The organism is Streptomyces sp. NBC_00557 (assembly GCF_036345995.1).
Lineage (GTDB): Bacteria > Actinomycetota > Actinomycetes > Streptomycetales > Streptomycetaceae > Streptomyces.
Genome location: NZ_CP107796.1, coordinates 8,651,444 through 8,676,941 on the forward strand (window position 1 = coordinate 8,651,444; position 25,498 = coordinate 8,676,941).

Below are 25,498 nucleotides of genomic sequence, written 5' to 3' on the forward strand. Positions count from 1 at the left end.
AGGGGCTCTGCCGCGGGAATTCGGCTTCGAGCGGGTGGTCCGCTGGTCCGGGTCGGGGTGTGGAGGGAGTGCGGTGGACCTGCGCCAGCGCACCCCCGACAGGTGGGTGGAGAGTTGTGCCGACTCGGTCAGCATTCACTCGAGTTCGCTCTTCGCGTGCAGCGTTGCGAACTCCTCAGCGAGTATGCCCATCACGACGAGATCCTGGTATCGGCCGGCGAAGAACAAGTGATCTCGCAGGCGGCCCTCCTCGGCGAAGCCGAGACGGCGATGCAGAGCCAGTGATGCCTCGTTGTGCCCGAAGATCCGCGCCTCGCACTTGTGGTACCGCCGCTCGGCGAACATGAATCGCAGCAGCATCACCACGGCTTCTGCCGCGTAGCCCTTGCGACGGTGCCGAGCACCCATGGTGATGCCGTATTCGAACCGCCCTGCACGCGGATCTGCGTGGTGCGAGCCGACCGCCCCGACGATCTGCCCCGTGTCCAAGGCTTCGACGGCCAAGCTGAAGCAGTCGCCGTCGGACTTGGGGACGGCCTGTTCCTTCGCCCAGGCGCGAAACTGCTCGGCGGACCGAGGCGTCCGCAGCAGGTCTCCCAACCGCTCCTCATCGGCGGCGAAGCCCATGAACGCCGTCCAGTCACCGGGCTCGACACCGCGCAGACGCACCCGCCTGCCCGTCCAGAACGAAGTCATCCCCTATTCGATCACGAGCAGGACGGGATGCACAGGCCAGACGGATCCCCGCCTGAACTGCTGCCAGCCTGCCCCCGCCCCAGCATGGCGGAGGGCCGCTCACCAGCTCTCCGCCGCCGCCCGAGGACGGCACCAGCGCCCTTCGACATCCGCCGTCAGACCGCGGGTGCGGCGGTCGTGTCCGCGGTGCGGAACACCACGGACACTGGTGCGCCCCCGGCTCCCGCCGCGAGGGACAGCCGGGCCCACCGCCGCCCAACTGCTGCGCGCGCAGGCTGTCCTTGCGTGCATGAGGCCACAGGACTTCGGCAGCCGGACGCTGCCCAGGCGCCTGCACGCGCGTGAGTACAGCGGGCAGCACGCGATGGACTTCCTTGCCCGGATGTGGCCTGCCCTGGCCGAGGCGGACCCTGCCGCCACCGCCTACCAGGATGCGGCCTGGCTGCTGGCGTGGGCCCGGCACCTGCCTGCCCGCTGCGAGCCGTTGGTCCTCGCGGCCGTCGACGACGGCGACCGGCCCCTCGCCGCCCTGGCCCTGGCCCGTGAACTCACTCCAGACGGCCGCACCTGCATCACCGCGCTGTCCAGCCCCGCATCCGAACAGATCCGGCCCGTGGGCGAGAACACCGACGCGGTGAGCGTGCTCCTTGATCACCTGCCCGCCCTCGGGGACGAGGTGCTCCTCACCGACCTGCCCGACAGCTGTCTCCTGGCCCGGCAGGCACACAGCCGGTGGGGCGTGCCCGACGCCCAGACCCTGTACGCCACCGTCTGCCTGCCCGTGGACCTGACGGCCCTGTCCCGCTCGACACGACGGGAGCACACCCGCCGCCGCCGCGCCGTGCAGGCCCTGGGCGAGCGGGTGGGATACCACCGCACCCGCACCGGCACACAACTCCTCGCCGCCTTCGACACCCTCGAGGACCTGCACCACCGGCGCAACGCCCTGCGGCCCCCCGACGCCCACGCACCGGACCTCACCCTGCCCTGGCGGCAGGTGCTCAACGACTGCGCGGGCCTGGCGTTCATCGCCACACTGACCCTGGACGGCCAGGCGGTGGCCGCCCAGCTGTGCCTGCACCACCGCGACCGCGCCTACTCCCTGATCACCGCGATGGACCCCGCCCACCGCGAACTGTCCCCAGGGCACGCCCTGCTGCAGATGCTGTGCGAGGACCTCACCAGCGAGGGATACACCGCGCTGGACCTGGGCCGCACGACCGCGCACGACGGCCAGCGCAACTACAAGGCCGCCCACGGCGCCACCTGGACGACCACCCGCACCTACACCGCCCCGGCCGCACTCCGCCCGCCCGTCAGGCAACCCGCCGGTCTGGCGGACGCGGGGAGCAGGCGGTGATTGACAGCGCGCACCGCTGCCGGCGGCGGCCTCCTCGCCCGCCCGGCCTTGGCCCATCTGTCGTGTCCGTGACGGCAGACAACGCGGCGGATGACGTGGAGGAAGCCGATATCGCGGCCATGCGGCGCGCAGGAGTCCTGTCCGCGTTCCTGCGCTCGCGGATCGCCCGCCCCCGCCCGTGCCCCGCCGCCCGGCCGTGGGACCGGTGCCGCGCACTAGGACACCGTCCCGGCGCCTGGCCCGCCCCCGCCACGCCGCACCATGCCCCGCCGGCCGTCTGCGCCTGCGCTCTGTGCCAGGCGCTGGCCGAGCACACGGAGACCGGCAGATGCCGGTGTGCGCTCTGTCGCCCCGACGACACCGCGGTGGTCCTGCCCGCGGGCTGAGGCACTTCCCGGAGTGGGTGCGTGCGAATGATGATCCGATTTCGTACGGTTTTGAGTGCCCGGGTCTGACAGGACGTCCGGGGCTCGGCGGTCCCGTGCTCCGATCGCACGCCGCGCGGGACCGCCCTCAACGCCACAGCCAGGGGCCGTAGGCTGAACACGCCGATGCGCCGGGCGTCACGCCTGGCCCTGTGGGGCCCGGCCAAGCCCGGGCCCCACACCACTTCTGCGCCTGCTGCATGCCGGAGCGTCCGCGGCGCGGCGGTTGATGCCGCGTTCGGCCCCGCCCCGGCCGCCGTGCCGGGCGGGGGAGCCCGTGCGCGCCCGTGTTACCGGCCGGGTTGCTGCGTCGGCCGGGGTGCCGGGGGAGGCGTCTGCTGCTGCGCGCCGTCCGGCTTGGGTGCCGGTTTCGGTCCGGGCTTGGACGCGCGGGAGGCCAGTTGCTGCATCAGCCGGTCGGCCATGGCGCTGATCTCCGCGGCCCGCTCCGCGTAGGGCTGCGGGCTGGTGGCGGGTGTGGGGTCGGGTGTGCGCAGGAAGCCCGCCTCGTCGTAGCGGGCGCGGTAGGCGGTGCTGGCGTGCCGCCAGGAGTAGGGGGCGATGGCGGCCTGGACCGCGGGTGAGAGCGCGGCGGTGTGGGTCAGGTGCGGGTGGTGGGCCTGGCGCCAGGACAGCCCGTCGATCTCGACCGCGAGGTCGCCGGTGCCGGTGAAGTCCACGCTGGTGGCGAGCGCGGTGTAGGCGGGCAGCGCCCTGCCGGCGAGCGGGCGCAGGGTGAACACGACGTGGGTGGCGGGCCGGGCGGGCGGTGTGTCCTGGAAGAGCTCTTCGTGGTGGGCGTCCTCGAACGCGGCCCGGGCGGTGGTGTTCCAGTAGGTGGCGCGGGGCAGGTTGCCGTGTCCGAGGTGCTCCAGCAGCGTGGCGGCCCTACCGGCCGGGTCCTGGGAGGCGTCGTGGACGTAGGCGTGCACCGAGGGCGGCAGGAACAGCCGCGTGGCACCGTGCAGGGGCTGCGCCGCCGGGTCCAGACGCACAGCGGGGGCTTCCTGGTAGAGCGCGGTGTAGTGGTCCGCCTCCTGATCGACGCGCTCGCCGTAGCGGTAGACGGCGTCCCGGTGGCCGTTAAGGCCGTAGTACTGGTTCAGGTGGGCGATCTGCGCTTTCTCCGAGGCGACTTCGACGGCGTCGAAGTAGGCGGCCCACTCGGCCGGCGGCCTGTTGTGGACGTTGCGGTGCGGGGCCGGGTCGCGGTAGCTGTTCCACCACCGGGCCCCGTCAGGGCTGCGGGCACCGTGGTTGATCCACGCTGTCGGGTACGCCGCGTAGAGAGCGTCCATGAGCACTCCGGCCAGGCCGCGCCGCTGGAATCCGGGGTGGACGTTGAGCATCCACACCTTCACCGCCTGCCCGTCGGGGTGGACGTGGAAGTCGAGGTGCCCGGCGGCCGACCGTCCGATGCAGGCGATCAGCCTGCGCCCCGTCCAGGACATGCCGACGGGGACCTTCCAGTCGGTCAGCCACAGCGACAGTCCTTCCTCGGGAAGGCTGTCCTCGCTCGGGGCCACGGCTAGCGGGCGGCGGAAGGCCAGGTGACGGCGACGAGGCGGCCCTCGGCGGCGTCGACGCCGTCCAGCGCCGCCAGAGCCGCGGCGGTGGAGGCTTCCAGACGCCTTGCACCCTCCGGCTCACCCAGGCCGGGCCAGCGGGCGGCATCGACGCTCAGCCTGCTCTGCACCACGACCTCCGCCGTTCCGGACGCCTGCACCGGCTGCTGTGGCGCGCTCAGGGTGGCCACCCGGGCCGTGCACGCGACGTCGCCCCGGGTATCGGGCGCGGAGCGGTGGTCGAAGATGATCTCGCCCGCCTCGCCGAGCGCAGCCATCAGACGTGCGATCGCCTCGGGCGGGCCGCTCAACTCGACCTTGGTGTACTGCGGTGCCTTCTTGCTCATGCTCAACGACTGCTCCCTACCCGCGTGCGGACGGTCTTGACAGCGCAACTCCCGGCGGCACCGGTCAAGTTCCCGGGCCTGATCGGGGCATGAAGCAGACGTCCAGGTGTGGCGGCAGCGGTCAACGACGCCCAACACCTGCCGTGCGACACGGCTGACCGCCCCGGCCGGCCGATAACGGCATGGCGTCCCGCGACGCGGGACGCCGGGGAAGGCCGCACCCCCCAGGCGGGAAACAGCTCCTCACGCCGGGGCGAGCGGCATTCCGGCACGCCAGGCTGACCGGTACAGCGGCCTTCGCCGCCTCAACGCGCCGTTCCCGCCCCACGGAAGAGCCGTCATATGTCGCGCCTGTTCGACCGGCAGCTGCTCCGCTTCTCCCGCTTCCGTCTCACCATGGAGCCATCCAACCTCGTCGGGTTCCTGACGGTTCAGGCGGGCGGAGCTTCAGGTGCCGCGGCGGGGCTTGGTGCCGACTTTGTGGTGGACGAAGGCGGCTGAACGCCTCGCCGGTGGCGAGAACCCGCCCGACGACGTGACGGGTGGCCGGTAGCTGGTTCTTCGAGCCTGACGGCCTGCCGGGTGCGCGGAGCTGTCCGCGCAGAAGGCCGCCGGATTCTGTGGGCGGCGCCTCGATCAGCTCGCTGCCGCTTTCATCGGCTGGCGCCTTCGGGCCACAGCACCCGCACCAGAACGCCGGTGCGTTCGGCGTAGGCCACGACGTCCGCGGTGCCTCCGTAGCCCCGTGCGGGTTTGCCGTCCCATACGGCGATCAGCTCGTCCACGAGGCCGACGAGGATTTCGGATCCGGCCTGATGGGCCTTCGAGGTCGATTCGGTGAGGCCGGTGTGGTGGACGTCGGCGGCGCGGGAGATGAGCCGGTCGTAGACGGGGTGGTGCCAGTCGGGCAGGCCCTGGCGGTACTCGGTGGCCGGGACGACGACCTCGAGGCGGCCGCCGTGCGTGAGGACGGTTTCGGCGAACCAGGAGTCGGGGCCGTCGGCGATGCAGGAGACGCCGACGAGTTCGGCCGGGTCGTAGGCCTTGACCTGGTCGGCCAGGAGAGCCCGCACCTGCTGCTCGACCTGGCTGCTCAGTCCGCGGTGCCCGGTGATCCCCACCCGCATGCCGTGGTCATCCCTTCCTACAGGTAGACGCCGTGCAGGCGCTCGTCGAAGTCCCGCACCACCTTGGGCGGTGAGCTGGTGGTGAGGCTGCGGCGCACAGCCCGGGCGCGTTCCACGATCCGCCCGGACCGGTACTGCAGCGCGACCTCGAGCGCGCGGGAGGCGAGGGCGAACGCCGCCTCCACCCGCCCGCCGGCCAAGTGCCCGGCGGCGATGTCGAGCACCAGCAGGGCACGCTGTTTCGCGTGGCCGGTGGCGGCCAGGGCCTCCACGTCCTCATCCAGCACCCACTTGGGCAGCCCGAGACGTGCGCCGCAGGCCACGCGGCAGGCGGCCACCTTGTCCGGGGTGAAGGAGAACACCCACGGCCACGGCGGCGGGTCCTGCCCGGCAGCGAGAGCCTGTGCTGCTGCGCGGGATGCGGTCAGCGCCTGGTCGGCGCCGCGCCGGTTCCCGGCTGCCGCGTGCCCGAGGGCTTCGACGCTCAGCAGCCATGCATCGGCAACGGCCGGGCGTTGGTCACCGAGCACCCGCCGGGCGCGGCGGGCGAGGTTCAGCGCCTCCACGCCGTTGCCGGCGTGCGCCTCGAACTGGGCGAGCGTGCCTGTCTGGTAAGCGGTCAGCAGCGCATCGCCGGAGGTACGTGCGGCTTTGACGGCCCCGCCGTACCAGGAACGGGCCGACCCGTGATCACCCTTGTCCCACGCCAGCCAGCCCGCGAAGGAAGCGGCCTCGCTGCCCACGGCAGCCAGCCGCGCCCGGTCCGCGTCGCCGGTGGCGGTGCGGGTGATGGCCTGGATGAGCCGGATGTGGCCGTCGACGGCGCCGGCGAGGTCCCGGGAGGGGGTGGTGCCGTCGAGTCTGCGATAGGCGCTCGTGGTCAGCCGCAGGGCGGCGGCCTGGCCACCGGGCGCATCGTGCGCATCCGGCACGGCGGCCAGCATGGGGGCCGCCATCGCGGCGAGGGCGCCGCCAAGGACGGTGCGTCGGTGCATGGGATCGTCGTCTCTCACCTGAACCTGCGCCGTGCGCCCGTCTGCCAGACCCACCAGCGCCGGCGGAATCTGAAGATGCGCAGCCGCCGCGGTCAGGATGTTGGTGCTGTAGGAGGCTGGGCCGCGTTTCTCCAGACGACTGATCGCGGACTGGGATATGCCCAGGGCCTGCCCCAGCGCCGCCTGCGTCATCCGCCGTCCCTTGCGGACCAGCTCGATGACGCGTCCATAGTCCCCCAACCGGGAGGCGTCCCGGATCGGGCCTGTCTGGAAGTCCACGACTGCCCCCACGCTACGAGTCCACACGGCCTGCGGTGTCTGCCGGTACCCGCTGGGTGCATATCCGTATGCGCATGCCGCATCACCGATGGTCCCATAACCCACCTTGATCTTGACTGGGTGTCAGCCCAACCACGCCCGCATCAGGGGGTGTTCGGGCCCGTGGTCGTCCCCGCCCCCCGTCGGGGACGGCCACCCCCCCCATCGACCGCGACTGCGAGCGCGAGGCGACCGATCATGACGACGCCCAGCACACCGCCTCCCATGCCCGGACTGGTCGACGCCCCGGTGATCGACCGCGACCGGCTCACCAGCCGGCAGAGGGCCGGTGAGTCGTGCGCCTGGTGCGCAGGCACGGCATCCCCCCGCTTCCCGGTCGGCGACCTTAAGGCTTGCGAGTGCTGCGCGGGCCTGTACGGCGTTCCGCAGGCACCGGCGTGAAGGCGGACGAGCCGTCGTTCCCCGGCGCACTCGAGGCCTGGACGGATGCCGACTGGGCCGAGTACCGGGCCCGTATCGAGGACGGTGAGGGGAGCGCTGCGGCGATCGACGCGGTCAACCGGCGCCGCAGGAAACCGCAGACACGCCAGGCGGTTGGCCCGTCCGCCGAGATGCCCGAGTGACACTCACGTCTTGGCACGAATCCCCTCAGCCGCCTCGCCTGACTGCCCGCACGCTCTGCGTCATTGCCCAGCTTCGGGAGATCGTTGCTTGCACCACTGCGGTGGCCGCACCGCCGGATTCTTCGTGACTCCGACGGTTGTCACCTCGGGCGATGTTCAGTGGACTCCGGCACGGAACGCGGCGCTTGGAACCAGCTCCATCCAGGCGGATGATCTCCACCACCGCGACCCAGGCCTCGGGCCGTGCTCTACGGGCGGCGGGCCAGCAAGTGGGTGTCGAGGAAGCCGCGGTCGGTCGCTGGGTCGTGGAGCAGCCGAGCCACCGTGACAAGACCGGCCCCGGCCAGCAACTCGGCGAACTGCTCCGCCGGCCAGCTGTAGGCGGGCGCCACCTTGTGGTCGAAGCGGACCGGCTCCGGCCCCTCGGTCCCGTAGAAGGACACCAGGAGCAGGCCCCCTGATGCCAGGACACGCACCTGTTCGGCGAGCAGCGCGGGCAATTCTCCGGGTGGGGTGTGGATCATCGAGTAGTGGGCCAGCACTCCGCCCAGCGCGCCGTCCTCGACCGGCAGGGCCTCCATGGGCGCTTCATCGAACCGCAGCGCCGGATGGGCCCGCCGGGCGTGGGCGACCATAGCCGGGGAGATGTCGAGCCCGAAGGCATCCAACCCCAGGTCGTGCAGCATGGCCGTCAGATGACCTGGTCCGCACCCGACGTCGGCTGCCCGCCGGTTCCCCGTGCCACGCACGAGCTCGGCGAAGGTGCTGATCATGTTCCGCGCGAACGGCCGCGTCTCCAACTGACTACTGAACATCGAGGCATACACCTCGACGACCCTGTCGTAGGCCGCTCTGGTCTCGTCCTGGTGTTGTAACACGGGAAGGAAGCTAACACCCGCGCCGTTCGCAGCGGTTCTGCGGAGGCCGGAGCAGCTCCGCGCGCAGACACGTACCGGCCTTGCCCCTGTCGCAGGCACCCGTGAGTCCTGCGACTGCCGGCAAGGGAACGTCCCGGTGGTACGGGGGAGCCCACCGGGACGACACCGTGCAGCCTACGCAGCACCGTCCGCCCGCGTGCGCAGATCGCGGGAAGTGTCCGGATGCGGCGGCCCGCGCCGCGCCCGTCCGACGCCGCCCGAACGCCCTAGCCGGCCCTCCCACGGCTCGGCCGCATGTTGGCGGCTGCTTTGCTCCCCGCGGCACATCTCGACACGGGGGGTATGGCGCAGAGGCTGCTGGCGAGGTGCCGGCTTGGCGCGGCTGCCGTCCCCATCCGCTGCTGTCAACCTTGTCTCGAAATCGCTGTACCGATCCGTTTCTCAGTCGTGTACTACTGGGCATCAGTAGCGTTGTAGCCAAGTACAGCACTGAAGTTGAGAAGGAGGACACGTTGGTCTACGACATTCGTCCGCTCGCCAACGGCCTGGGGACGGATCACCCGGTTCCCGGTCTGCCGTTCGTCGATGATTCCCACCTGCCGCTCGACGACGGTCCCGACGCCATCGAAGCAGTAGGACGCAACAAGGGCGAGGGCATGTGGGGCCGTTGCGACACCTCCCGTAAGGGGGGTTGGCTGGCCTTCACCACCGACCCGATCGCCCCTCACCTGGGCTGGGCCGTCCGCTACCACCCCGAGCACGGGCGCACCGTGCTCCTGCTACGCAATGAGGACACCGCCAGCCTGCACACCTACTGGTCCGGCGCGCCGCTGCTGTTCAGGGCCGGCGGCTACTGGTGGGACGGTGAGAGCTGGTACCGGCCCGGGCAGATCTGGGACCCGGTCACCGAGGACTACGCCCGCCACAAGGCACGCGCCACAACCACCGTCCACGCCGCCGACATGCTGGACGGGCGCGCCCACCCCGAGCGCGCGCACGTGCACAAGGTGGCCACCTTCGACTCCTCCGCCGCGGCGCCGCAGAACTGGCTCGATGACCTGACCCGGTGGGCGCAGCACCACCAGAAGCAGGACGATCCCCTGCCGCTGGACAGGTGCGTCGTGGACCTGGCCAGCCCCGAACTCGCCGGAGACCGGCTGCTCGGCGTTCCGGAGATGGCCGCGCTGGGCGGCATCACCGCCTCCACCCTGCGGGGCTACATCTCCCGGGGAGAGAACGACGTGCCGTTGCCCCAGGCGACCGTCGGCGGGCGGGCCCAGTGGTCCCGCCCGGTCGCCGAGGACTGGGCGGAAGCCCGGCGCCGCTCCTCCGAGGGACTGCGGGAGGCCATGTCGGCCGGCGACCGGCACCGTCTGGCCCCCGGGGCGGCCCAGATCCGCGACCGGTTCAGCGAGAGCTTCTTCCGCTTCCTGTGGAAGCGCCCCGACATCCGCAAGCGCTGGGTCCTGCGCCAGCGCAACGAGCCGAGCGTGCGGGAAGTGGCCGACCAACTGGCCTTCGAGGTCGCCGACAGCCTTCGCCAGATCATCCCGACCGACGCCCTGGGACCGACCATCCGTCATGCCGTCCTTGAGGACTTCGCGCACTCGCTGCGCATCCGCGAACGCCGGGGCGGTGAACTCAAAGCCCTCGACCTCATGCTGTCGGTGCCCCTGGCGAAGATGCTCAGCTGGTTCATCCAGCACTTCCCGACCTCCGCCCAGTGGTACATCGGCGAGATCATGAGCGAGGCACACAATCAGCTCGACATCCCCGCCCAGGTGACGGGCGAAGCACTGCAGCGCTCCGCGACCACGAACGGGGAACTCGGCCGACAGGCCGCGAAGGAGTTCTTCTCCCGCGTCGTGCCGCGCGAACCGGAGAGCTGAGACCACCGAACACGAAGAAGGGCGGAAACCATCGCAACTGGCTTGCGCCCCAGCGCTCCGGCGCCCGCCACCCCGCTAGCCGGGCCGAAGCCCGGCCCTGACCGGAAGGCCGGCGTGGACAGCCGGCCCCGAGTCCGGCGCGACGTACTAACGGCCCAGCCCGCCGCACCGAGTGCAGCGCCGCCGACGAGGAGCCCGGCACCGGGTGCGCGGTGTGGGTCTGCTGGCTCAGGGTGGGTTCAGGCTGCTGCGCGGGTGCACAGGTGCCCGGTGGGGCAGGCCTCGCAGCCTTTCTCGTCGACGTACCCGGACGCCAGCGCCGCGGCGAACAGCTCCTTGGCATGCTCGGTGTCCCGCACGCCTTCGCGCCGGCCGTAGGCCTCGGGATCGGGCTCCTCCAGACGGGACCGGCAGGTCCGCAGGTAGGCGACCGTCGCGGCGACGTCGAGGGGCAGCTCTTCCCAGATGTCGGTGGGGATGCAGGTCGTGGCGGCAACGGTGTCGGGGTCGCCGACGAACTGCCAGGGCAGGCCGGGGGAGCTGGGGCGCTTGGCGACGATGCGGACGCCGAGGAGGTCCTCGTCGGGCCCGGTGATGACCAGGAGCGCGCCCGCGGCGTGCAGTTCGTGGAGGGATTCGCGGACGCTGCCGTCGTCCATGGCGCCCATGAGTTCGGCCATCTCTTCGACCGGGACCAAAGAGGCCGTCTCGCCCTGGACCACCGGCAGGCTGCCGCGCTCGATCAGCTCGTCCAGGTAGAGGGCGGCCTTGGGCACGCGGCCGCCGTACAGCGCGCCGAGACCGGCAAGTCGCTGCATGAGGTCGGCGGCGTCCTGGCTCAGGCCGCTGTCGGCGGGCGGCTGCATGCCGGGCTGGACGCGGAACCACTCGTCGTAGCCCTCACCGGGCGGCTGAAGCTCCTGCAGCGTGTACTGGCGCGGGCCCCGGGGCCGACGCGGCTTGCCGGGCTTCTTCCTACCCATCAGGCTCGCTTCTTCCTGGGCTGCGCGCCCATTACTTGGTACATACAGGACCGGTTCGCACCCGGCACCGCGGGGCGAACATCTGCCGCGGGTGTGTGCCGGTGCCGCCGTACGCCGGCATGCGCGGCGAACCAGTCGCCAGGGTAGACGAGATCCATCCGGCAGTATGTGCACCAAAAGAGCAGTGTCGCTGACACCGGGGCGGTGTATGCCGATGGGTTCCGCCGTACGCTCACCCGCTGCGCAAGGACCCTGGCGGTGCTGGGGGATCCGGGGGCTGGGGGCGGATGCGCAGGAAGGCGCAGCGCTTGGTGGTCGGGTTGAGGACGGCGACTTTCAGCGGAGTGCGGGCGGCGGCCTGGATGCGGGCGAGCCAGGTCTGGCTGGGCACGAGGATCGTCAGCTCTGCTGGCCACTGGGCCAGTGCTCGAGGATCGGGGCACACCACACCGGCGAGGGTGAACGCACGGCCCGGGCGCGGCCTGCTGTAGACGAGCAGTCCGTTGCCGTGGGAGGGGCTCTGGACGCCGTACTCGACCGGTTTGCCGGAGGCGGTGCGGACCAGTTGCGTGAAGGCGGGCCACACCTGGGCGTCTATGCCTGCGTGTTCGAGGAAGGCGGCCAGACGTTCCTGCTCGGCCTGCCGCTCCTGTGCTTGCTGCAGGGCGTCGTGGAGGCGCTGTTCGGCGGCAGCTGCCCGCGCCGCGGCAGCCCGGCGGGCCTGTTCGGCAGCCCGGGCACGTGCGGCGGCCTCGTCATCCGCCTCCAGCTTCGCCCGGGCGGCCGCGAGTTGCCGGTAGGCGTCGGCCGTCCACCACACCGTGCCGCCCGGGCCGGTATGGGGATGCACGCGCCCCTGGAGGATCCACCGGATGGCATCGCCGAGCGGGCAGGTGATGTGGGTCCATCCCGCCTTCCCGGCCAGCGTGCGCGGGTCCCAGGTGTAGCGAGCGATGCCGTGCCGCACCGTCCAGCCGGCCCCGCGTTCCTCGGGGTACTCCACCCGCAGCGAGGGCACGGCACGCTGCCACGGCCGCCCCTGCAGCCCGACCCAGCACACCCCCACACCATCGCGCGCATAGCGGTCGGTGCGCATCCGCGCATCCTCCGGCGTCATCGGCGACAGCTGCGCTTCCAGGGCCATGAACGCACGGCCCTGCTCATCGAAGACCAGCACGTCGGCACGCCAGTCCGCCCGTGGACTGCTCACCTCCAGCTCTGCTGTGAACCCCGCTGCCCGGGCTGCCGTAGCCAGCTCCAGCTTCAGCAGGTGGTGTTCGTACGACTCGTTCGCCAGCTCGCAGTCACGGGGCCGCTGCTGGTGGTAGAAGTGCCGGGCACGGCGTGAGGAGACCCGCGCGCACACCCGGCCCCCACACTCCGGGCACGCCAGCCGCAGCCCCGTGACCCGGTGGACGTCGGCCCAGGCACGGCCACACCCGAGATCGTCCAGCGACGCATCCAGCCGCCCCCAGTCGGCGTGGACCGCGGTGAATCCCATCCGCCCTCCCCAGGCGACGATGCCGACCCAGCCCCTCGGCGCGCAATACGCACACCGCTGCCTGAGCAGTGCCCCGGCGATGCCGTACGGCTTCTGCAGCGCTGTCGTTCCTCGGCCGGCGGCACCCTGGATGCGCGCGGGGTGCTCACCCCGCCGAAAACCGCCCACGCAGCTCTCCCCGGGTCGGCCGGCGGACCCGAGCGAGGACGCTTGCGTCCTCGCGGCTTAGGATCCGTTGCTGTGGCAGAGGTCCCCGATGAACTGATCGTGCTGGAACGATCCGCCGAGCAGGAACGTGCGAAGCTCGCGGGCCTCGCCGGTGAGGAGTACGACGCCCAGTGGCGCCGCTGGCGTGAGGCGGCCGAGGCCGCGCAGGCGGCCATCACCACGCAGGCCGAGGCGGCGGGGGACAACCGCTATGAGCTGGAGCAGGCGGTGAAGAAGCAGGTCCGGCACACCGGCGAGGACCCGGCCGAGTAGGCCCCAGCGCGTTCGGGCCACCGCCGGCGAAGGCAGGCCAGGTGCTGCCCGATACCCGGCGCGCCGGTGCCGCCCCGTCAGAGCGGGCGAGGGCGGCTGCTGGGTCGGCGCGTGCTCAGGCGGTACTCGCCGACGGGCGGGGCCTCCTGGTACAGGGCGGTTGCCATGGGTTCGATGTCCGTGACCACGGTCGCCGTTCCGTCGAGCAGCTGCTGCTCGAAGCGGGTCAGCGGGCGGGCCGGCTGGGCCGGGCCGGTCTCGTCGGCGTGCCGCTCGATCTGCCTGCGGGCGCGCTCCCGGCTCGGGCGCGGACGGTGGGCCATGCGGTTCCCCTCCCTGTGTCCGCGCCAGCATGGCAGAGGGCTACGGCACCTCGGGCCGGGTCGTCAGCACGGTGCCTGCGACCTCGCCAGCCAGGGGGACGCGGGGCTTCACCGTGTTGCCGACGGAGCCGGTCCGGCGGCGTCGGGCATGCCCGGTTCCGCGTCCCGGGCGGGCCACGGATGCGCGACAACGGCCGATCCTGCCGGGCGTTCCTCCTCGGCCGCCCACCGCTGAAGTCCCCTCAACCGCGGACGTCGCCTGGCGGCGGGCCGGGCTGAAAGTTCCCCGATCCGGGTATTCGATCCTATGTTCGATAATCTGGAGAGGGAGACAGGAGGTGAACGGCGTGAGCGGCAAGACATCCCCGGTGTCGACCGTGATGCACGTGCGCTGTCCGGACCGGCTGCCGGAGCAGGTGTATCGCCTCATCCTGGAGCGGATGGCTGAGCTGTCCCCCCTCGTACAGGCTTTGCCGCCCGGTGCTGCTCTCGTGGAGCTGAAGGGGGCCTTGCGCTGCCATGGTGTGGGTGCGGACGTGCGCCGTCTGGGCGAGATGCTGCGGGTGCGGACCCTGACCCGTCACGGTGTCGACCTGCGGATCGGGATCGGCCCGACCGTCAGCGTGGCTGCGACCGCCTCCGCCCAGGTCCCCGGGCCCGGGGGAGTGCTGGTGGTGGCCCCCGACCGGGCCGCCGAATGGCTCGCCGACCTGCCTGTGGAGGCCCTGCACGGCATCGGACCTAAGCAGGCGGACGTGCTCCACGACTACGGGATCCACACCGTGGGCCTGCTCGCTGCCGTCCCGGCGCAGACCGTGCAGCGGCTGCTGGGCGGACGGGCCGGACGCCTGGCCCGCGACCGCGCCCGCGGTATCGACCCCCGCCCCGTCGTCCCGCGTTCCCTGCCCGCTTCCGCTACCGTGCACTGCTCCTTCGCCCGGCACACCCTGGACGGGGCCGACGTGCGGGCCGCCCTGCTCGCTCTGGTCGTCCGGCTCGGGCGGACGCTGCGCCGCCGCGGGCAGGTTCCCCAGGCCCTGACGCTGACGCTGACCTTCGCCGGGACGGGCCGCTGGAGCAGGACCCACCGGCTGCCCGAGCCCTCCGCGCACGACGACGACCTGCGAATGGCCGCCTACCGGCTCATGGACGCCGCAGGCCTGCAGCGGGGCCGCCTGACCGGGCTGTCCCTGCGGGGCGAGGACCTCCGTGCCGCCGACACCGTCGCCCAGCAGATCACCCTGGACGACGCCCGTGAGGCGCGTCTGGTGGCCGAGGCCGCCGTCGACCGGGTCCGTGACAAGTTCGGCGCCGGTGTCATCGGTCCGGCCGCCATCTACCGGGCCGCCTCCTGACCCGCCTGGCCTCCGCGGCTGCCGGCAGCGTCCCCCCGGCCGCCTGCTGTCTTCGGGCGGCCGGTTATCGAATCAGTGTTCCCTTTGGTGTGGTTCGCGGGTTACGGTCCACCTCAAGCAAGATCCCGCCACGGGGGAGCCTTCATGCACCTCACTGAAACGACTGGTCGGGCCGGGCGCCCGCGGGGAGTCGTCACCGGCCCCGACGGTCTCACCGCTCGGCAGATGGCCATCGTGCGTTTTATCGAGAGCACCGTCGCCCGTCAGGGATACCCGCCCTCGATGCGCGAGATCGGCGAGGCGGTCCGGCTCAAGAGCACCTCCTCCGTCGCGCACCAGCTCCTCGCCCTGGAGCGCAAGGGCGTCCTCTACCGCGATCCCCATCGCCCCCGCGCCTATCGCGTCAGGCCGCACCGGGACACCGGCTTCGGTGAAAGCCCGGCCGATGCCTTCCCTCAGGCGGCCGACGTGCCCCTCGTCGGCCGGATCGCCGCAGGCGCACCGCTCCTGGCCGAGGAATCGGTGGAGGACGTACTGCTGCTGCCCCGGCGTCTCGTCGGGGAGGGCCGTCTGTTCGCGTTGCGAGTCGTGGGGGACAGCATGGTCGAGGCGGCGATCTGCGACGGTGACATCGTCACCGTCCGCCGTCAGGACTCCGCCGACCACGGCGACGTCGTGGCCGCCCTCATCGACGGCGAGGCGACAGTCAAACGGCTGCGCCGTGAGGACGGCCATGTCTGGCTGATGCCGCACAACCCGGCCTACGCACCGATCCTGGCTGACGAGGCAGCCATTCTCGGCAAAGTCGTCGCCGTGCTGCGCAGCCTGTGACCCGGACCGCCCGGCCGCAGCTCGGGGAGGTCGGCCTGTCACGGACCTTGCGCCGGGCGTTGTCAGTGCCGGCGGCGATGATGAGCGCATGACGACGATGCAGAACTTTGGGCTGACCTGGACAGACAGCGACGGAAAGGCGCAGGCTTCCGCGGTTGCCTACGACAAGGTCAGCGGCGAGCGGCGCAAGGCGGCCCTCGAGGCCGACGGCAACACCAACGTCCGGCTCGTCCCGGTCGAACCCGGCGTGCTTCCCCAGCCACAGGGCTGAACCGGTCGTATGGCGCGGCCCTGGCCGGGGTACATGGACGCCGGGTGCCATCCCCCGCGGGGAAGACACCCACTCGTCACCCCGGCCGGGCACGCCCGGCGAGATCAGAAGGACGCAGTATGGCCAGCGGTACCGTGAAGTGGTTCAACCCCGAGAAGGGCTTCGGTTTCATCGCCCAGGACGACGGCGGACCGGACGTCTTCGCCCACTACTCCAACATCACCGGCAGCGGCTATCGCGAGCTGGTCGAGGGCGAGAAGGTCACGTTCGACATCACCCAGGGCCAGAAGGGCCCCCAGGCCGAGAACATCGTCCGCGGCTGACGGCCCTACCGCCGGCCTGCAGAGCCCTGTGTAGAGTGGCACCACCGACGCGGGGTGGAGCAGCTCGGTAGCTCGCTGGGCTCATAACCCAGAGGTCGCAGGTTCAAATCCTGTCCCCGCTACGAACACAGAAGGGGTCCGGCATCACTGATGCCGGACCCCTTCTCCCATTCCTGCGCTGCCAGAGCTGCCTGCCCGCTGTGATGGTGGCCGCGCGAGGCCGGTTACTGGTCGGGGTGGACGGCTTGGACGCCGGTGCCCGCATACGCCTTCGGCGTCAGGGTGAGCAGGTAGCGGCCGGTGGGATGGGCGGGAGACGGGCGGGCGGCGTGGATGGCGTGGACGGCGGCCCAGGAGTGCCCGAAGCGCAGCAGTTCGGTGGCGGTGACGGCGGCGTCGGTGTCGAACGCCTCGATCCGGATGAACCGCAGTCCCTTGATGTAGCCGAGCAGGCCCGGCCGTTCGGCGTCGCCGGCCGTCAGGGACAGCACCGGCGCATACAGCTCCCCGAGTCCGCCGGAGGCCTGGACGTAGAACGCGGCGACGGCCTCGTTGAACGGGTCTTTCGGGTCGTACAGCGCACCGGCGGTGGTGTGGTCCAGGACGACCGCGATCGCCGCCACTACGCGGCCGCCCGCGGCCCCTGCGAGGCGGCGCCCAGACGCTGCAGCAGCGCCCGGGCCTTCGCCTCGGCCTCCTCGCTCGGCGCGGTGCCGAGGGCGGCGGCGAGCTCGGCGCGGGCCAGCTCGGCCCGCTCGGCATACTCGGCCTGGGTCGGCGTGCTGTGCGCGAGGTCCTCCACCAGGTGGCGGATGGTGGTGCCGTGCTCGGCGGCCAGCTGGGCGAGCCGGTCCCGCGCGGCCGTGCTCACCTTGATGCTCGTCTCGTCTGCTGCCATATCCTCACTCTACCGTCCTCCTCTACTGCGGGTAGAGGAAATCGTCTACGGCGGCATGATCGCCGACTTTCGGACGTCACGCTGATACGTGCCGCTCCTCAACTGCGATCACAGGCAGCAGGCCGCGCCGAGGGGACGGTCCCGCCCGCTACAACAGCCCCACCTCGGCCTGGGTGTGACCGAAGGCCTGCGCCATGTGGGCCAGGGCCCGGCGCAGCAGGTCTTGGCGCTCGGTGTGCCGCATGGTGGGCTCGGCGGTGATCGTGACGGCCATCTCCGGTCTGGGGCCTCGCCCGGTAGGGCCGAGCGGGCTGAGGTCGATGAGGGAGCCCAGGCCGGGCGTCACACCGGTGTCGTCGCTGCGCTCGGCGCTCAGGCGCAACTCGGTGGTGGGCGGTGCGGCCCAGCGCCGACCGGCCGGATCACCGAGCACTTCGGGCAGGAGTTCGGCGGCCGTCTGCCAGGCATGCAGCAGAACATCCTGGACCTCATCGAAGCCCAGCGGTGCGCTCTGGTGACCGCCCAGCGCTTCCGCCCAGGCGGCACTGTCTTCGATCAGGACGTCCGCGCACGAGACGACGGCGGAGTCCATCGTGCCGGGACACGCGATCATGCAGGCGGCGGAGAGGGCCGACCGCCCGTCAGGTGCCCGGAAAATGGTCGTGTAGCTCGCGGCGTGCAGCGAGTTGTCGTGCGGGCCCGGCTCCCACCGTCCCGCCGGGAGGTTGCCGCCCCGGCGCTGGGACAGCATCGTCACGGCACCGGCCAGCGGACTGAAGGCAAGCTGCTGCTCAAGCTGCTGGCGCCGGGCCTTCGTGATCTGAAGGGTGGAAGCCTCCGCCCAGGGGAGGGTCACCAGGGCGCGCAGCCGCAGCTGCGGTTTCGGTATCTGGCTCGTCCACCTGAGCGCGGACCGGGTCATGTCCAGACCGAGGTGCACCGCAGGCTGCCACCGCCAGACACCGTTCTGGGAGCGCACGAGATGGCCGGGACCCCACCTGCCACCATCCAGCTTCACGAGGCTGCCGTCGCCCGTCACCGCTCCGGAAGCGCTGATGGGGTATCCGATCGCCGCGAGCGGATCCCCGCTGGCGTCAGCCCGGCCCGCGTCGACGATCGCCTGCCACACGGGCGTGCGCACCACGACGGGCGGGCGCGGGGGAGCCACGCACAGCACCCACCCCGGCTCTCCGTCCAGGAAGTGGTGCAGATCCTGCAGCGCCGCTGTTCCGTGGCGATACGCCTCACCGGCCGGCTGCCCCAGGCCCACATCGGCCAGCTTTTCGTACGCTTCGAGCATCTCGCGTTCCCACTCGGGCAGGCCCTGACCGATCCGCGGCGCGCCCGTCCACTGCGAGCCTGCGACGGCGTCATGCAGGAGCTGGGACAGCGTCTCGGTCGTGGGCATGCCGGAGGCGGCGATGCCGGCGGAGAGCAGGCGCTGGATCTCGGTGCGCGGCAGCCAGTGCGTCCCGTCCGCCTCGCGTACGGGCACCGCGACCGTGTCCGTACGGGGCGTGCCCGGCTTGCCGACCGGCGCGGCCACGACGAACAGACAGTTCTCGTCCTGAGCGGGGACATCGATGTAGAGCACGCACGATCCCTGCTGGTCGTCGGACCAGTCCACCCTCACCCCGCGCGGGGCAGGAGTGATGTGCGCGCGGATCAGCTTGCGGATCCGATCGCGGTCGACCGAGGCGCGGTCGACCGGAACGATCTGGTCGAGAATCTCCACATCGTCCACCAGCCGCGTAGCGATCCCCAGGACGAGGACACCACCGCCACCGTTGGCAAACCCGCAGACGTCCTTGGCGAGTTCCTCAACTGCGCGCGGCTCACGCAGCGCATACGGCACGGCCTTGGCGTCCAGCCACTGACCCTCCGGCTGCTCCAGCAGCAGGGCCGGGTTGTGTGCACGCAGCGCAGCCCGGACGGCCTCGAGATCCATCATCGACACCCCGGAAGTATCCCGGCCCCACCCGCTCGAAGGACAGGAATTTAGCGCCATCAGCTCAGGCAGCACCTGCTTCGCTGCGCCGACGGCGGCATGTGAATGCGGCGGCGGCAATGGTCGCAGGTTAGGGGCCTCGACTGGATGTCGACGGCTTTCGACCATCACGAGGCTGATCGCGACAGAGCATGACGAAACCGGTCACGCTTCGGTCGTGATCGGTCATATGTGGCGGAGTCCTTGCGCAGCTCATCCGCCACCCGGATCATGGTGCACATCTCGCGCACGGTGCGCGCTCTTGGCAGTCATCCCCACCGTTGACTGGCAGGTGAACTGAGCGCACGCTCGAGCCGGCAGAACCAGCGTATCTGAGACACAAAAGGCGTCCTGACCTGAGGGCTTGGCGTCGCACCGAGGTGGGGTGGTGCGGTACGCGCAGCCCGGGTTCAAGGATCCTTATGCACACCGACGGGCCAGCCAACGGCACCCACCGGCGCGCGCAGCGCACCCAGACCAACCGTCTCGCCCGCTTGCTGGATGCCGAGACGCATGTCGGCTACCAGAAGGCGCTAGACCAAGTCACCACGGCCAGCGCGACCGGCCAACTACCTGAGCGGCTCGACCGCCACGGACTTGACCTGGCCCTGCGCATCCTGCTGCGCCAGGACTACACCATGTGGGGTCCCCTGACCGCCGGGCACCCCTGGCCGGACCCCTACCAGTCGCTGACGCCGAGCCTTCCGGGCAGCCCGACCGAGAAGGCCCGCGAAGCCCTGGAGCGGGCCCATGAAGCCGGGCCCCGAGCAGTCACCCAGGAAGGCGCGTTTGCCTTCGATGACGACCCCTACGCATACGACGACGAGGACGAGCCGACACCAGCGTCCGGCCTGGATCCGGGCGAGGTTCCGCCCCTGCAGGCGGAAGTGACCGAGACATTCACGCGCTGGTGGACGCGGAAACTGGCCGAGGACGGAACGACACCGCGCTTCCGCATGCCCTACGCCTTCTCCACCCATCCTCGCTCCCCAAGCGCAGACGCTGTCCTTGAGACCTGCCGCGGCGCCCTGGGCGACGACGCCTATGAAGCACAATTGCAGCGCCTGATCGACCACAACCCCCTCGACGTCGGCCTCTACGCCCGACTCGGTGACCTCGCCCTGCAGCGCCACGACGGTGAAACCGAGGATCTCCTCTACACCGCTCCTACTGCCGGCGAGCGCCGCCACTACCTGGAGCAGGCCCTCAGCTGGTACCAGGCGGCCGTGGCTGTCGGCGAATCCTCGCTCCCCATGGGCTTTCATGGCAGGCTGCCCTGGTCAGCGGACAGCAACCGCCCCTTCCTGGAGGCCTTGTACGACCTGGCTCAGACGTACTGGCGCATGGGGCGGTACAACTCCGCCGAACGCGTGCTCGTGACCGTGCTGTACCTCGACCCGGCCGACGCCCTGGGCGCCTTGGAGCTCCTTGCGACCGTCCGCACGCACCGCCGCTGGCACCCGGGGATCTGCAGCTACAGCGAACCCCGCGACAGGGTTCCGCCCAGGCGGCGCATCGTCTCTCCTCGCGGTGTGCCCACCCTGCGCTATCTCCTCATGCGCGACGACGAACCCACCGACGCCACCGTCGATGCGGTCGTCCGCAGCGCGGCTGCCGAGGCATTGAACGCCACGTGGGACGGGCGTTCGGACCACGTCGTCGTCAGTACCCCCGCCGGAAAGGTCAAGGTGACCGTCGTAGCCCGCCACCAGGGCGATCACAGCCTGGTCCCGGACGCCCACTGGTGGGACGCCCACCGCCTCGGCCAGAAGATGGAGGGCCCAGTGTTGTTGGTGCTCGTCGCCGACGCCGGATACATCGCCGTCGCCCAGCTGCTGCACGCCGAACAGCTCGCCGCATACCGTGCCGCCGACCTGCCAGGCCGGGACTGCACGGCCTTTACCACCACCTTCGTCCACAACGGCACCCACTACGGCTGGGACCTGTCGCCGAGCCTCGACCAGGCTCTCGACGCGATCCTGATCGACCACGGGTCAGGGAGCATGGAAGTTGAGGCCGGCACGGGCTCTCCCAGGGGATTCTGGGTCGAAGTATCCGGAGTGAGCGGAGAGCCGTGGTTCTCGGCCGCAGTTGAAGGACTCGATGCGCGCGCAGCCGGCCTCCATGTCGCGACGATGGCAAGGATGCTGTCACCCGAGAAGGGAATCGCGGTCAAGACGATCGATTCGACCAGGGTCTGGGCTGCGTTCGCGGGAACGACCAAACGGCCATCAGGAGAGCCCGTATTCGTGGCGAAGCGCGGCGAGAGGGAACGTCAGCCCGTCCAATAGCTGCTGAACGGCCAAGCGCAAGGGCCGGTTTCTCCAGGATGGGGGAACCGGCCCTCGTGCGCTCCCCGCAAAGCCGACCGGAGCGGTGAGCACGCGGTTTCCGCTCCCCGGAAAGAGGCGCGGCCTTGCGGAGGTGTGTGCGGGGAAGTACTGCCGCAACACCTGCCCCGCAAGGCCTTCGGTGTGCACCGGATCGGGCGCGTTGTTACGAGGTCTTCACAGCGGGGCGGGGGCCTGGGTCCGGGCGGTTCCGGGCCCCCACGAGGTCGCGCATCCGCGGGGGGTCGGATGTTCATGGCGCGATGCCGTACTCAACGACGAACGGCCGTGCAGGTCACGCGTCGTGCTACAGCCCTTAGCGTGCTGGTATGCGGGCCCTGCTCACTCCTCATCGCCTGCCTGCGGAGCGAGGTTCAAGGTGAGTTCTGCGCTGGCCAGCATCCGGACGATTTCGATGGGATGGTTAGCGAATTCTTTGTTTGCCACGTTGACGGGGTCGACCCGACGGGTCTGTCTATCGAGCCCGGTTGCCTCGATGACGTAGCGGAATCCAACCGGCCCAGTGGGATCGTCCATGACGATCCAGCGTGCTCCGTACTTATGGATGAGGAAGTCGGCGACGTAGGATGCCAAGTCCAAGTGCAGTGTGATCCAGTCGGGCTCTTCGAACTCACTCAGGGGAGCGCGGGACACGTAGTCATCCAAGGCCGGAATGAGGCTCGTTGGGTCGCTCTCGTAGATTTCGGGAGAAACTCCGAGCATATCCGCAATGTCGATGGCATTGCGATGCCTTTCCTCGCTCCAACGCTGAAGGTCGGGCTCAACAATATTTGCCACGCCCATGTTCCTTTCGCGGCTTTCACGGTTACTTAGACGGTGTCCTATGTATGCGTAACGCGGGCGGCACCGTGCTTGGCCCCAACTCCCCGTTCCGTCTCCAGTATCTGGAGCGCTACGCCGGGGCGGCCCGCCCGTGGCTGCACGCCGAGGCCGAGGTCGTCGACACCACGCACCTCACACCCGCCCAGGCCGCTCTGCGGACCGTGCCGCACGACGACGTACTGACCCACCTCGCGGGCGGCTCGCCGACCGCCCGCGCCGGCCAGGAGGAATTCCATAGCCTAGAGTTCGCCACCAGCTGTCGCATGGTCGGGCCGCCGTGGTGCACCGGTGCGTGCCCGGGGCGCGGCCGGCTGAGGGTCGCCCGGTTGCGCCGACCGGGGAAGTACGGTGCGGCCTTGCTGGGACGTCATGGCCCTTCCCCGGTCGGCTTCGGACGGCTACCCCTCTATCGCGCTCTACCGGCCCACCCCGCTGCCGTACCTCGGTGACGTCGTGCTCACCGGCACCCCCGACGCCGGCGACAATGTCGCCGAACTCAGCCACCCCCAGGCCTTCGCACTGATCGACCTCTACCTGGACATGGTCACGGTCGGCCTCATGCCCCGACACCGCTCCTAACGCAGGCCATGTGCTGGTCCCGGCGTCTCCGTGGGCCAGCATGGACGAGGGGTCACTGGTGATCAGGACTGGAACCCGATCACGCCATACCCGGGACGTTGAGCCGCCGCCACGATCCAGTCCACACAGTCGGACAGTGCGTTTTCCACCTCGGGTTCCAGCGATGGTTCAAGGCCGGCGCGGTTGGCCGTCTCGAACTGCTCCAGTGCCGTAACGCACTGCCCGTGCGTCCATTGCCCGCAGCCTGGAAAGTCCGACCACGGCAGCCCATCAGGCATCCCCTCCCACATGCCGAATTCCGCGATCGACACAGCCGTGACCTTCAGCGCTTTCAGGCCTTCATCCACCGCCTCCAGCCACCCCGCGCGATACGGACTGAACGAGCTGTTGTCCAAGTGCGACCCAGTCAACGAACACAGCCGCTTATACGCATAGCCGTACTGGAACGCTCCCGGGGAACCACCCTGAGGGAACGGGCCTCCGTGTACCACGGTCTGCAGTGCCTCGAACGAGGTCGGCGCACCCTGCGCGATCGCCTGGTCGAACCACTGGTCAGCCCTTGTCAGTTCGTCCCCGAACTGGTCACTGATCACCTGCAGCAGCTGATCATCACGAGAGCCCACCAGCGCCCGAGTGGCCGCCACATCCAGCAAGTACACGCTCAACGACATGCTCATTCACACGACCGTATCGGTCAGCACTGACATTGCCCTACGGGCGCGGCGGCGGGCGAGGGTGGCGAGGTGTGCGGCCGCGGCGGGGTGCCGTGCACATCGGGTGGTCCGTCGGGCGGCTCACGGTGGAGCAGCTCGCCGATCACATCACGCAGCCCCGCCCCGCTGCACCGTGGTGGCGACGGTGACAGTCGGGCGAGGGTGATCACGCGTTCGCACTGAGGGCCTCTGACCGGCGCGAGGAACTTAGGGCAGTCAGGTCGGTTGCAGGCTGCCTGTCGACCGGTTGGGGCGGAAGGTGGCACCGTACTGGCGGGCGAAGTGGTTGGCGTCCGCGACCGGTCCTACGTATCAGCGGGGCGGGCGGGTGGCGCGGGATCGCCCCGGCGGTCGCGGGCGGCGTCCCGACACTGTCAGTCCCGCCGCAGCCCGTACTGCCGTCCCCGTTGCCGGGACGGCCTGCGCGGGGCCGGCGGCAGCCGCTACGTTGGGCCGGTGACGACTGCCATGCCCGTTCTGTCCCGGCTGCCTGCCGATCCCTCGCTGATCAGCCTGGCCTACCACCACGAACACCACGTCCAGGCGTTCGAGTTCGATGACACGCTGGAGGTCTGGACGGTGACCGCGCGGATCGACGCGGTCACCCTGGCCGAGGACATGGCCGCCCGCAGTGACGTCGACCAGGACACCCTGGACGCCGTGCAGGACGTGACGGTCGGCCGTATGTCCTTCGTCCGCGTGCGCATGTTCGGGCCCGACGACCCCTTTCAAGCGATGGACGCCTACACCGGGGACGTCTCCCGCATCGGTGAGAGGCTGCTGGACGTCGCCTGCGGCGAGTACGCCCCCGCCTTCGAGGAGGCGCTCGCACACCCGGTCGGTGACCTGCTGGTCATGGACCGGGTCATCCTCGAGCCGGAATGGCGCGGAGCAGGCCTGGGCCCGGTGCTGGCAGGCGCGGCCATCCGCCGCCTCTCGCAGGACTGCGCCGCAGTGGCGTGCGAGCCGGGCTCGGCCGACGACCGCGAGATGACCGAGGAACAGCACCGCCAAGCGGCCGTGAAACTCGGCCAGTTGTGGTCCACCATCGGCTTCCAGCCCTTCCAGGACGGTGTCCACTTCCTCGACTGCCACCTGCAGCACCCCCACGACCTCCTGGCCGCGCGCCAGCAGGAGTTCACCGAGCTGTGCCGCTCCTGGCACGAGCAGCACCCCTGCTGACGGCGCGTTGACGGCCCGCCGTGCCCCGTACGCCTGTTCTGCGGTTCCCGGTCCGGCCGCTGGGGTAGTCTGGCGACAGTATTCGTGGCGTTCCCTCCGCGCCGCCTGCGGCGGGGCGCCACGCATACGGCCGGCCACACCGAGCCGATCTGTCGTAGGTGACGATTGTGCTGACGTTCCGGTGACCGCGGCGCGGATGTCATCGGTGGCGGCGGGACGCGCTTGATCCATTTTCGATCCACAAATCATTTTGAAGCAGGGTGAGGTTGCCTGCTCGCGTCCACCCCCCGCCTTCGCCTGACGGCCTGTCACTCCCCGTCTCCAATTCAGAGATCGTGATCCCGTGGGCGAGCCCCTCCCGCTCCCGCCACCCGCCTGACGGACCAGCACCCGGCCCCAGTCGCTGCCGCTCGGGCCGCAGGCCCGTTGGGTGGGCCGCGCGGAGCGTGGCACACCTTGTGACGCGGAGCGTCACCGTGGCTGGAGCGAAGCGGAGGCCTCCAGGACGGCCGAAGGCCGGCCGTGGCCCGCAGCGCGGGCTACGCTCCTGGAGCGCAGCGGAAGGAGCGTCAACGAGACTGCGAAGCAGGCTCGTTGGGCGGGGAGCGGAGCGAGCCGCTCGCGCTCACGCGGAGCGGGGCGCAACCCCCGCGCGCAGCGCGGGGGTTCGCTGGCTCCGGGCGCAGCCCGGGGACCCGTCCATGTACTTCGTTCC

26 protein-coding genes, 1 tRNA gene and 1 pseudogene are annotated in these 25,498 nt (G+C 70.7%); 14 read left to right on the forward strand and 14 right to left on the reverse strand.

Annotated elements, in window-relative coordinates; genetic code table 11:
• Positions 1-135: 135 nt before the first annotated feature.
• Entirely contained in the window at positions 136-696 is a 561-nt protein-coding gene (locus tag OG956_RS38705) for a GNAT family N-acetyltransferase (RefSeq protein WP_330342660.1), read from the reverse strand.
• Positions 697-985: 289 nt separating this feature from the next.
• Here OG956_RS38705 and OG956_RS38710 point away from each other — a divergent pair, with 289 nt between their 5' ends.
• A complete protein-coding gene (locus OG956_RS38710; RefSeq protein ID WP_330342661.1) occupies positions 986-2,056 on the forward strand; it encodes a GNAT family N-acetyltransferase in 1,071 nt (356 codons plus the stop codon).
• Positions 2,057-2,771: 715 nt separating this feature from the next.
• On the opposite strand, the gene OG956_RS38715 is transcribed toward OG956_RS38710, so the two are convergent.
• Both OG956_RS38715 and OG956_RS38720 read right to left on the reverse strand, forming a co-directional pair.
• On the reverse strand, positions 2,772-4,007 hold the full coding sequence (locus OG956_RS38715; RefSeq protein ID WP_330342662.1) for a GNAT family N-acetyltransferase: 1,236 nt from the start codon (positions 4,005-4,007) through the stop codon (positions 2,772-2,774).
• Between the two features lie 2 nt (positions 4,008-4,009).
• The gene (locus OG956_RS38720) at positions 4,010-4,393 is read right to left on the reverse strand and encodes a hypothetical protein (protein ID WP_330342663.1); all 384 of its coding nucleotides are present in this window, start codon (positions 4,391-4,393) and stop codon (positions 4,010-4,012) included.
• 342 nt (positions 4,394-4,735) lie between these two features.
• Here OG956_RS38720 and OG956_RS38725 point away from each other — a divergent pair, with 342 nt between their 5' ends.
• Positions 4,736-4,894, forward strand: a complete 159-nt coding sequence (locus OG956_RS38725; protein ID WP_330342664.1) for a hypothetical protein — start codon at positions 4,736-4,738, stop codon at positions 4,892-4,894.
• Positions 4,895-5,046: 152 nt separating this feature from the next.
• Here the strand turns inward: OG956_RS38725 and OG956_RS38730 are convergent, their stop codons facing one another.
• Together OG956_RS38730 and OG956_RS38735 are read right to left on the reverse strand one after the other, a co-directional pair.
• Positions 5,047-5,520 (reverse strand): hypothetical protein, encoded by a 474-nt coding sequence (locus OG956_RS38730; protein ID WP_330342665.1) that lies wholly within the window; start codon positions 5,518-5,520, stop codon positions 5,047-5,049.
• Between the two features lie 17 nt (positions 5,521-5,537).
• Positions 5,538-6,794 (reverse strand): helix-turn-helix domain-containing protein, encoded by a 1,257-nt coding sequence (locus tag OG956_RS38735; protein ID WP_330342666.1) that lies wholly within the window; start codon positions 6,792-6,794, stop codon positions 5,538-5,540.
• A 437-nt stretch (positions 6,795-7,231) separates the two neighbouring features.
• Here OG956_RS38735 and OG956_RS38740 point away from each other — a divergent pair, with 437 nt between their 5' ends.
• Complete coding sequence (locus tag OG956_RS38740; RefSeq protein WP_330342667.1) at positions 7,232-7,417, forward strand: hypothetical protein; 186 nt, start codon at positions 7,232-7,234, stop codon at positions 7,415-7,417.
• Between the two features lie 248 nt (positions 7,418-7,665).
• Here the strand turns inward: OG956_RS38740 and OG956_RS38745 are convergent, their stop codons facing one another.
• Positions 7,666-8,295 (reverse strand): class I SAM-dependent methyltransferase, encoded by a 630-nt coding sequence (locus OG956_RS38745; protein WP_330342668.1) that lies wholly within the window; start codon positions 8,293-8,295, stop codon positions 7,666-7,668.
• Between the two features lie 512 nt (positions 8,296-8,807).
• Between OG956_RS38745 and OG956_RS38750 the strand changes: the two genes are divergently transcribed.
• Positions 8,808-10,184 carry a helix-turn-helix transcriptional regulator gene (locus tag OG956_RS38750; protein ID WP_330342669.1) on the forward strand — a complete coding sequence of 459 codons (1,377 nt, stop codon included), beginning with the start codon at positions 8,808-8,810 and terminating at the stop codon, positions 10,182-10,184.
• Between the two features lie 239 nt (positions 10,185-10,423).
• Here OG956_RS38750 and OG956_RS38755 read toward each other — a convergent pair whose 3' ends face one another.
• A complete protein-coding gene (locus tag OG956_RS38755) occupies positions 10,424-11,167 on the reverse strand; it encodes a hypothetical protein (RefSeq protein ID WP_330342670.1) in 744 nt (247 codons plus the stop codon).
• Between the two features lie 232 nt (positions 11,168-11,399).
• Complete coding sequence (locus OG956_RS38760) at positions 11,400-12,668, reverse strand: competence protein CoiA (protein WP_330342671.1); 1,269 nt, start codon at positions 12,666-12,668, stop codon at positions 11,400-11,402.
• A 240-nt stretch (positions 12,669-12,908) separates the two neighbouring features.
• Here OG956_RS38760 and OG956_RS38765 point away from each other — a divergent pair, with 240 nt between their 5' ends.
• Positions 12,909-13,148 (forward strand): hypothetical protein, encoded by a 240-nt coding sequence (locus OG956_RS38765; RefSeq protein WP_330342672.1) that lies wholly within the window; start codon positions 12,909-12,911, stop codon positions 13,146-13,148.
• Between the two features lie 77 nt (positions 13,149-13,225).
• Here OG956_RS38765 and OG956_RS38770 read toward each other — a convergent pair whose 3' ends face one another.
• On the reverse strand, positions 13,226-13,471 hold the full coding sequence (locus OG956_RS38770) for a hypothetical protein (protein ID WP_330342673.1): 246 nt from the start codon (positions 13,469-13,471) through the stop codon (positions 13,226-13,228).
• Between the two features lie 380 nt (positions 13,472-13,851).
• Here OG956_RS38770 and OG956_RS38775 point away from each other — a divergent pair, with 380 nt between their 5' ends.
• The 5 genes from OG956_RS38775 to OG956_RS38795 all read left to right on the forward strand — a co-directional run bounded on the left by OG956_RS38775 (position 13,852) and on the right by OG956_RS38795 (position 16,373).
• Positions 13,852-14,826: a DNA polymerase Y family protein gene (locus OG956_RS38775; RefSeq protein WP_330343055.1), complete on the forward strand. Its 975-nt coding sequence runs from the start codon at positions 13,852-13,854 to the stop codon at positions 14,824-14,826.
• A 144-nt stretch (positions 14,827-14,970) separates the two neighbouring features.
• On the forward strand, positions 14,971-15,657 hold the full coding sequence (gene lexA / locus OG956_RS38780) for a transcriptional repressor LexA (protein WP_330342674.1): 687 nt from the start codon (positions 14,971-14,973) through the stop codon (positions 15,655-15,657).
• Positions 15,658-15,745: 88 nt separating this feature from the next.
• A complete protein-coding gene (locus OG956_RS38785; protein ID WP_330342675.1) occupies positions 15,746-15,928 on the forward strand; it encodes a hypothetical protein in 183 nt (60 codons plus the stop codon).
• 119 nt (positions 15,929-16,047) lie between these two features.
• Positions 16,048-16,251 carry a cold-shock protein gene (locus OG956_RS38790; RefSeq protein ID WP_330342676.1) on the forward strand — a complete coding sequence of 68 codons (204 nt, stop codon included), beginning with the start codon at positions 16,048-16,050 and terminating at the stop codon, positions 16,249-16,251.
• Positions 16,252-16,299: 48 nt separating this feature from the next.
• Positions 16,300-16,373 (forward strand) — tRNA-Met (locus OG956_RS38795).
• A 102-nt stretch (positions 16,374-16,475) separates the two neighbouring features.
• Here the strand turns inward: OG956_RS38795 and OG956_RS38800 are convergent.
• The 3 genes from OG956_RS38800 to OG956_RS38810 all read right to left on the reverse strand — a co-directional run bounded on the left by OG956_RS38800 (position 16,476) and on the right by OG956_RS38810 (position 19,265).
• Positions 16,476-16,874 (reverse strand): hypothetical protein, encoded by a 399-nt coding sequence (locus OG956_RS38800; RefSeq protein ID WP_330342677.1) that lies wholly within the window; start codon positions 16,872-16,874, stop codon positions 16,476-16,478.
• Positions 16,874-17,149: a hypothetical protein gene (locus tag OG956_RS38805; RefSeq protein WP_330342678.1), complete on the reverse strand. Its 276-nt coding sequence runs from the start codon at positions 17,147-17,149 to the stop codon at positions 16,874-16,876. Before OG956_RS38805 ends, OG956_RS38800 begins: the two co-directional genes overlap by 1 nt.
• A 148-nt stretch (positions 17,150-17,297) precedes the next feature.
• Entirely contained in the window at positions 17,298-19,265 is a 1,968-nt protein-coding gene (locus tag OG956_RS38810; protein WP_330343056.1) for an RNA-binding domain-containing protein, read from the reverse strand.
• Between the two features lie 293 nt (positions 19,266-19,558).
• On the opposite strand from OG956_RS38810, the gene OG956_RS38815 reads away from it, so the two are divergent.
• Positions 19,559-21,427 (forward strand): tetratricopeptide repeat protein, encoded by a 1,869-nt coding sequence (locus tag OG956_RS38815; protein ID WP_330342679.1) that lies wholly within the window; start codon positions 19,559-19,561, stop codon positions 21,425-21,427.
• 381 nt (positions 21,428-21,808) lie between these two features.
• Here the strand turns inward: OG956_RS38815 and OG956_RS38820 are convergent, their stop codons facing one another.
• Complete coding sequence (locus OG956_RS38820) at positions 21,809-22,264, reverse strand: hypothetical protein (RefSeq protein WP_330342680.1); 456 nt, start codon at positions 22,262-22,264, stop codon at positions 21,809-21,811.
• A gap of 53 nt (positions 22,265-22,317) precedes the next feature.
• On the opposite strand from OG956_RS38820, the pseudogene OG956_RS38825 reads away from it, so the two are divergent.
• Positions 22,318-22,467, forward strand: a pseudogene (locus tag OG956_RS38825) (ATP-binding protein); the annotation flags it as partial.
• Between the two features lie 211 nt (positions 22,468-22,678).
• Positions 22,679-22,888: a hypothetical protein gene (locus OG956_RS38830; RefSeq protein WP_330343068.1), complete on the forward strand. Its 210-nt coding sequence runs from the start codon at positions 22,679-22,681 to the stop codon at positions 22,886-22,888.
• A gap of 62 nt (positions 22,889-22,950) precedes the next feature.
• Here the strand turns inward: OG956_RS38830 and OG956_RS38835 are convergent, their stop codons facing one another.
• Positions 22,951-23,565: a DUF7691 family protein gene (locus OG956_RS38835; RefSeq protein WP_330342681.1), complete on the reverse strand. Its 615-nt coding sequence runs from the start codon at positions 23,563-23,565 to the stop codon at positions 22,951-22,953.
• A 492-nt stretch (positions 23,566-24,057) separates the two neighbouring features.
• Between OG956_RS38835 and OG956_RS38840 the strand changes: the two genes are divergently transcribed.
• Positions 24,058-24,783 carry a hypothetical protein gene (locus tag OG956_RS38840; RefSeq protein WP_330342682.1) on the forward strand — a complete coding sequence of 242 codons (726 nt, stop codon included), beginning with the start codon at positions 24,058-24,060 and terminating at the stop codon, positions 24,781-24,783.
• The last annotated feature ends 715 nt before the right edge of the window (positions 24,784-25,498 follow it).

Bases quoted from the DNA above. Each gene is read 5' to 3' on its own strand.
- OG956_RS38705 (WP_330342660.1), bottom strand. From the start codon at position 696: ATGACTTCGTTCTGGACGGGCAGGCGGGTGCGTCTGCGCGGTGTCGAG.
- OG956_RS38710 (WP_330342661.1), top strand. From the start codon at position 986: ATGAGGCCACAGGACTTCGGCAGCCGGACGCTGCCCAGGCGCCTGCAC.
- OG956_RS38720 (WP_330342663.1), bottom strand. From the start codon at position 4,393: ATGAGCAAGAAGGCACCGCAGTACACCAAGGTCGAGTTGAGCGGCCCG.
- OG956_RS38725 (WP_330342664.1), top strand. From the start codon at position 4,736: ATGTCGCGCCTGTTCGACCGGCAGCTGCTCCGCTTCTCCCGCTTCCGT.
- OG956_RS38730 (WP_330342665.1), bottom strand. From the start codon at position 5,520: ATGCGGGTGGGGATCACCGGGCACCGCGGACTGAGCAGCCAGGTCGAG.
- OG956_RS38755 (WP_330342670.1), bottom strand. From the start codon at position 11,167: ATGGGTAGGAAGAAGCCCGGCAAGCCGCGTCGGCCCCGGGGCCCGCGC.
- OG956_RS38760 (WP_330342671.1), bottom strand. From the start codon at position 12,668: ATGGGATTCACCGCGGTCCACGCCGACTGGGGGCGGCTGGATGCGTCG.
- OG956_RS38770 (WP_330342673.1), bottom strand. From the start codon at position 13,471: ATGGCCCACCGTCCGCGCCCGAGCCGGGAGCGCGCCCGCAGGCAGATC.
- OG956_RS38775 (WP_330343055.1), top strand. From the start codon at position 13,852: ATGCACGTGCGCTGTCCGGACCGGCTGCCGGAGCAGGTGTATCGCCTC.
- lexA (WP_330342674.1), top strand. From the start codon at position 14,971: ATGCACCTCACTGAAACGACTGGTCGGGCCGGGCGCCCGCGGGGAGTC.
- OG956_RS38785 (WP_330342675.1), top strand. From the start codon at position 15,746: ATGACGACGATGCAGAACTTTGGGCTGACCTGGACAGACAGCGACGGA.
- OG956_RS38790 (WP_330342676.1), top strand. From the start codon at position 16,048: ATGGCCAGCGGTACCGTGAAGTGGTTCAACCCCGAGAAGGGCTTCGGT.
- OG956_RS38805 (WP_330342678.1), bottom strand. From the start codon at position 17,149: ATGGCAGCAGACGAGACGAGCATCAAGGTGAGCACGGCCGCGCGGGAC.
- OG956_RS38810 (WP_330343056.1), bottom strand. From the start codon at position 19,265: ATGGTCGAAAGCCGTCGACATCCAGTCGAGGCCCCTAACCTGCGACCA.
- OG956_RS38815 (WP_330342679.1), top strand. From the start codon at position 19,559: ATGCACACCGACGGGCCAGCCAACGGCACCCACCGGCGCGCGCAGCGC.
- OG956_RS38830 (WP_330343068.1), top strand. From the start codon at position 22,679: ATGGCCCTTCCCCGGTCGGCTTCGGACGGCTACCCCTCTATCGCGCTC.
- OG956_RS38835 (WP_330342681.1), bottom strand. From the start codon at position 23,565: ATGAGCATGTCGTTGAGCGTGTACTTGCTGGATGTGGCGGCCACTCGG.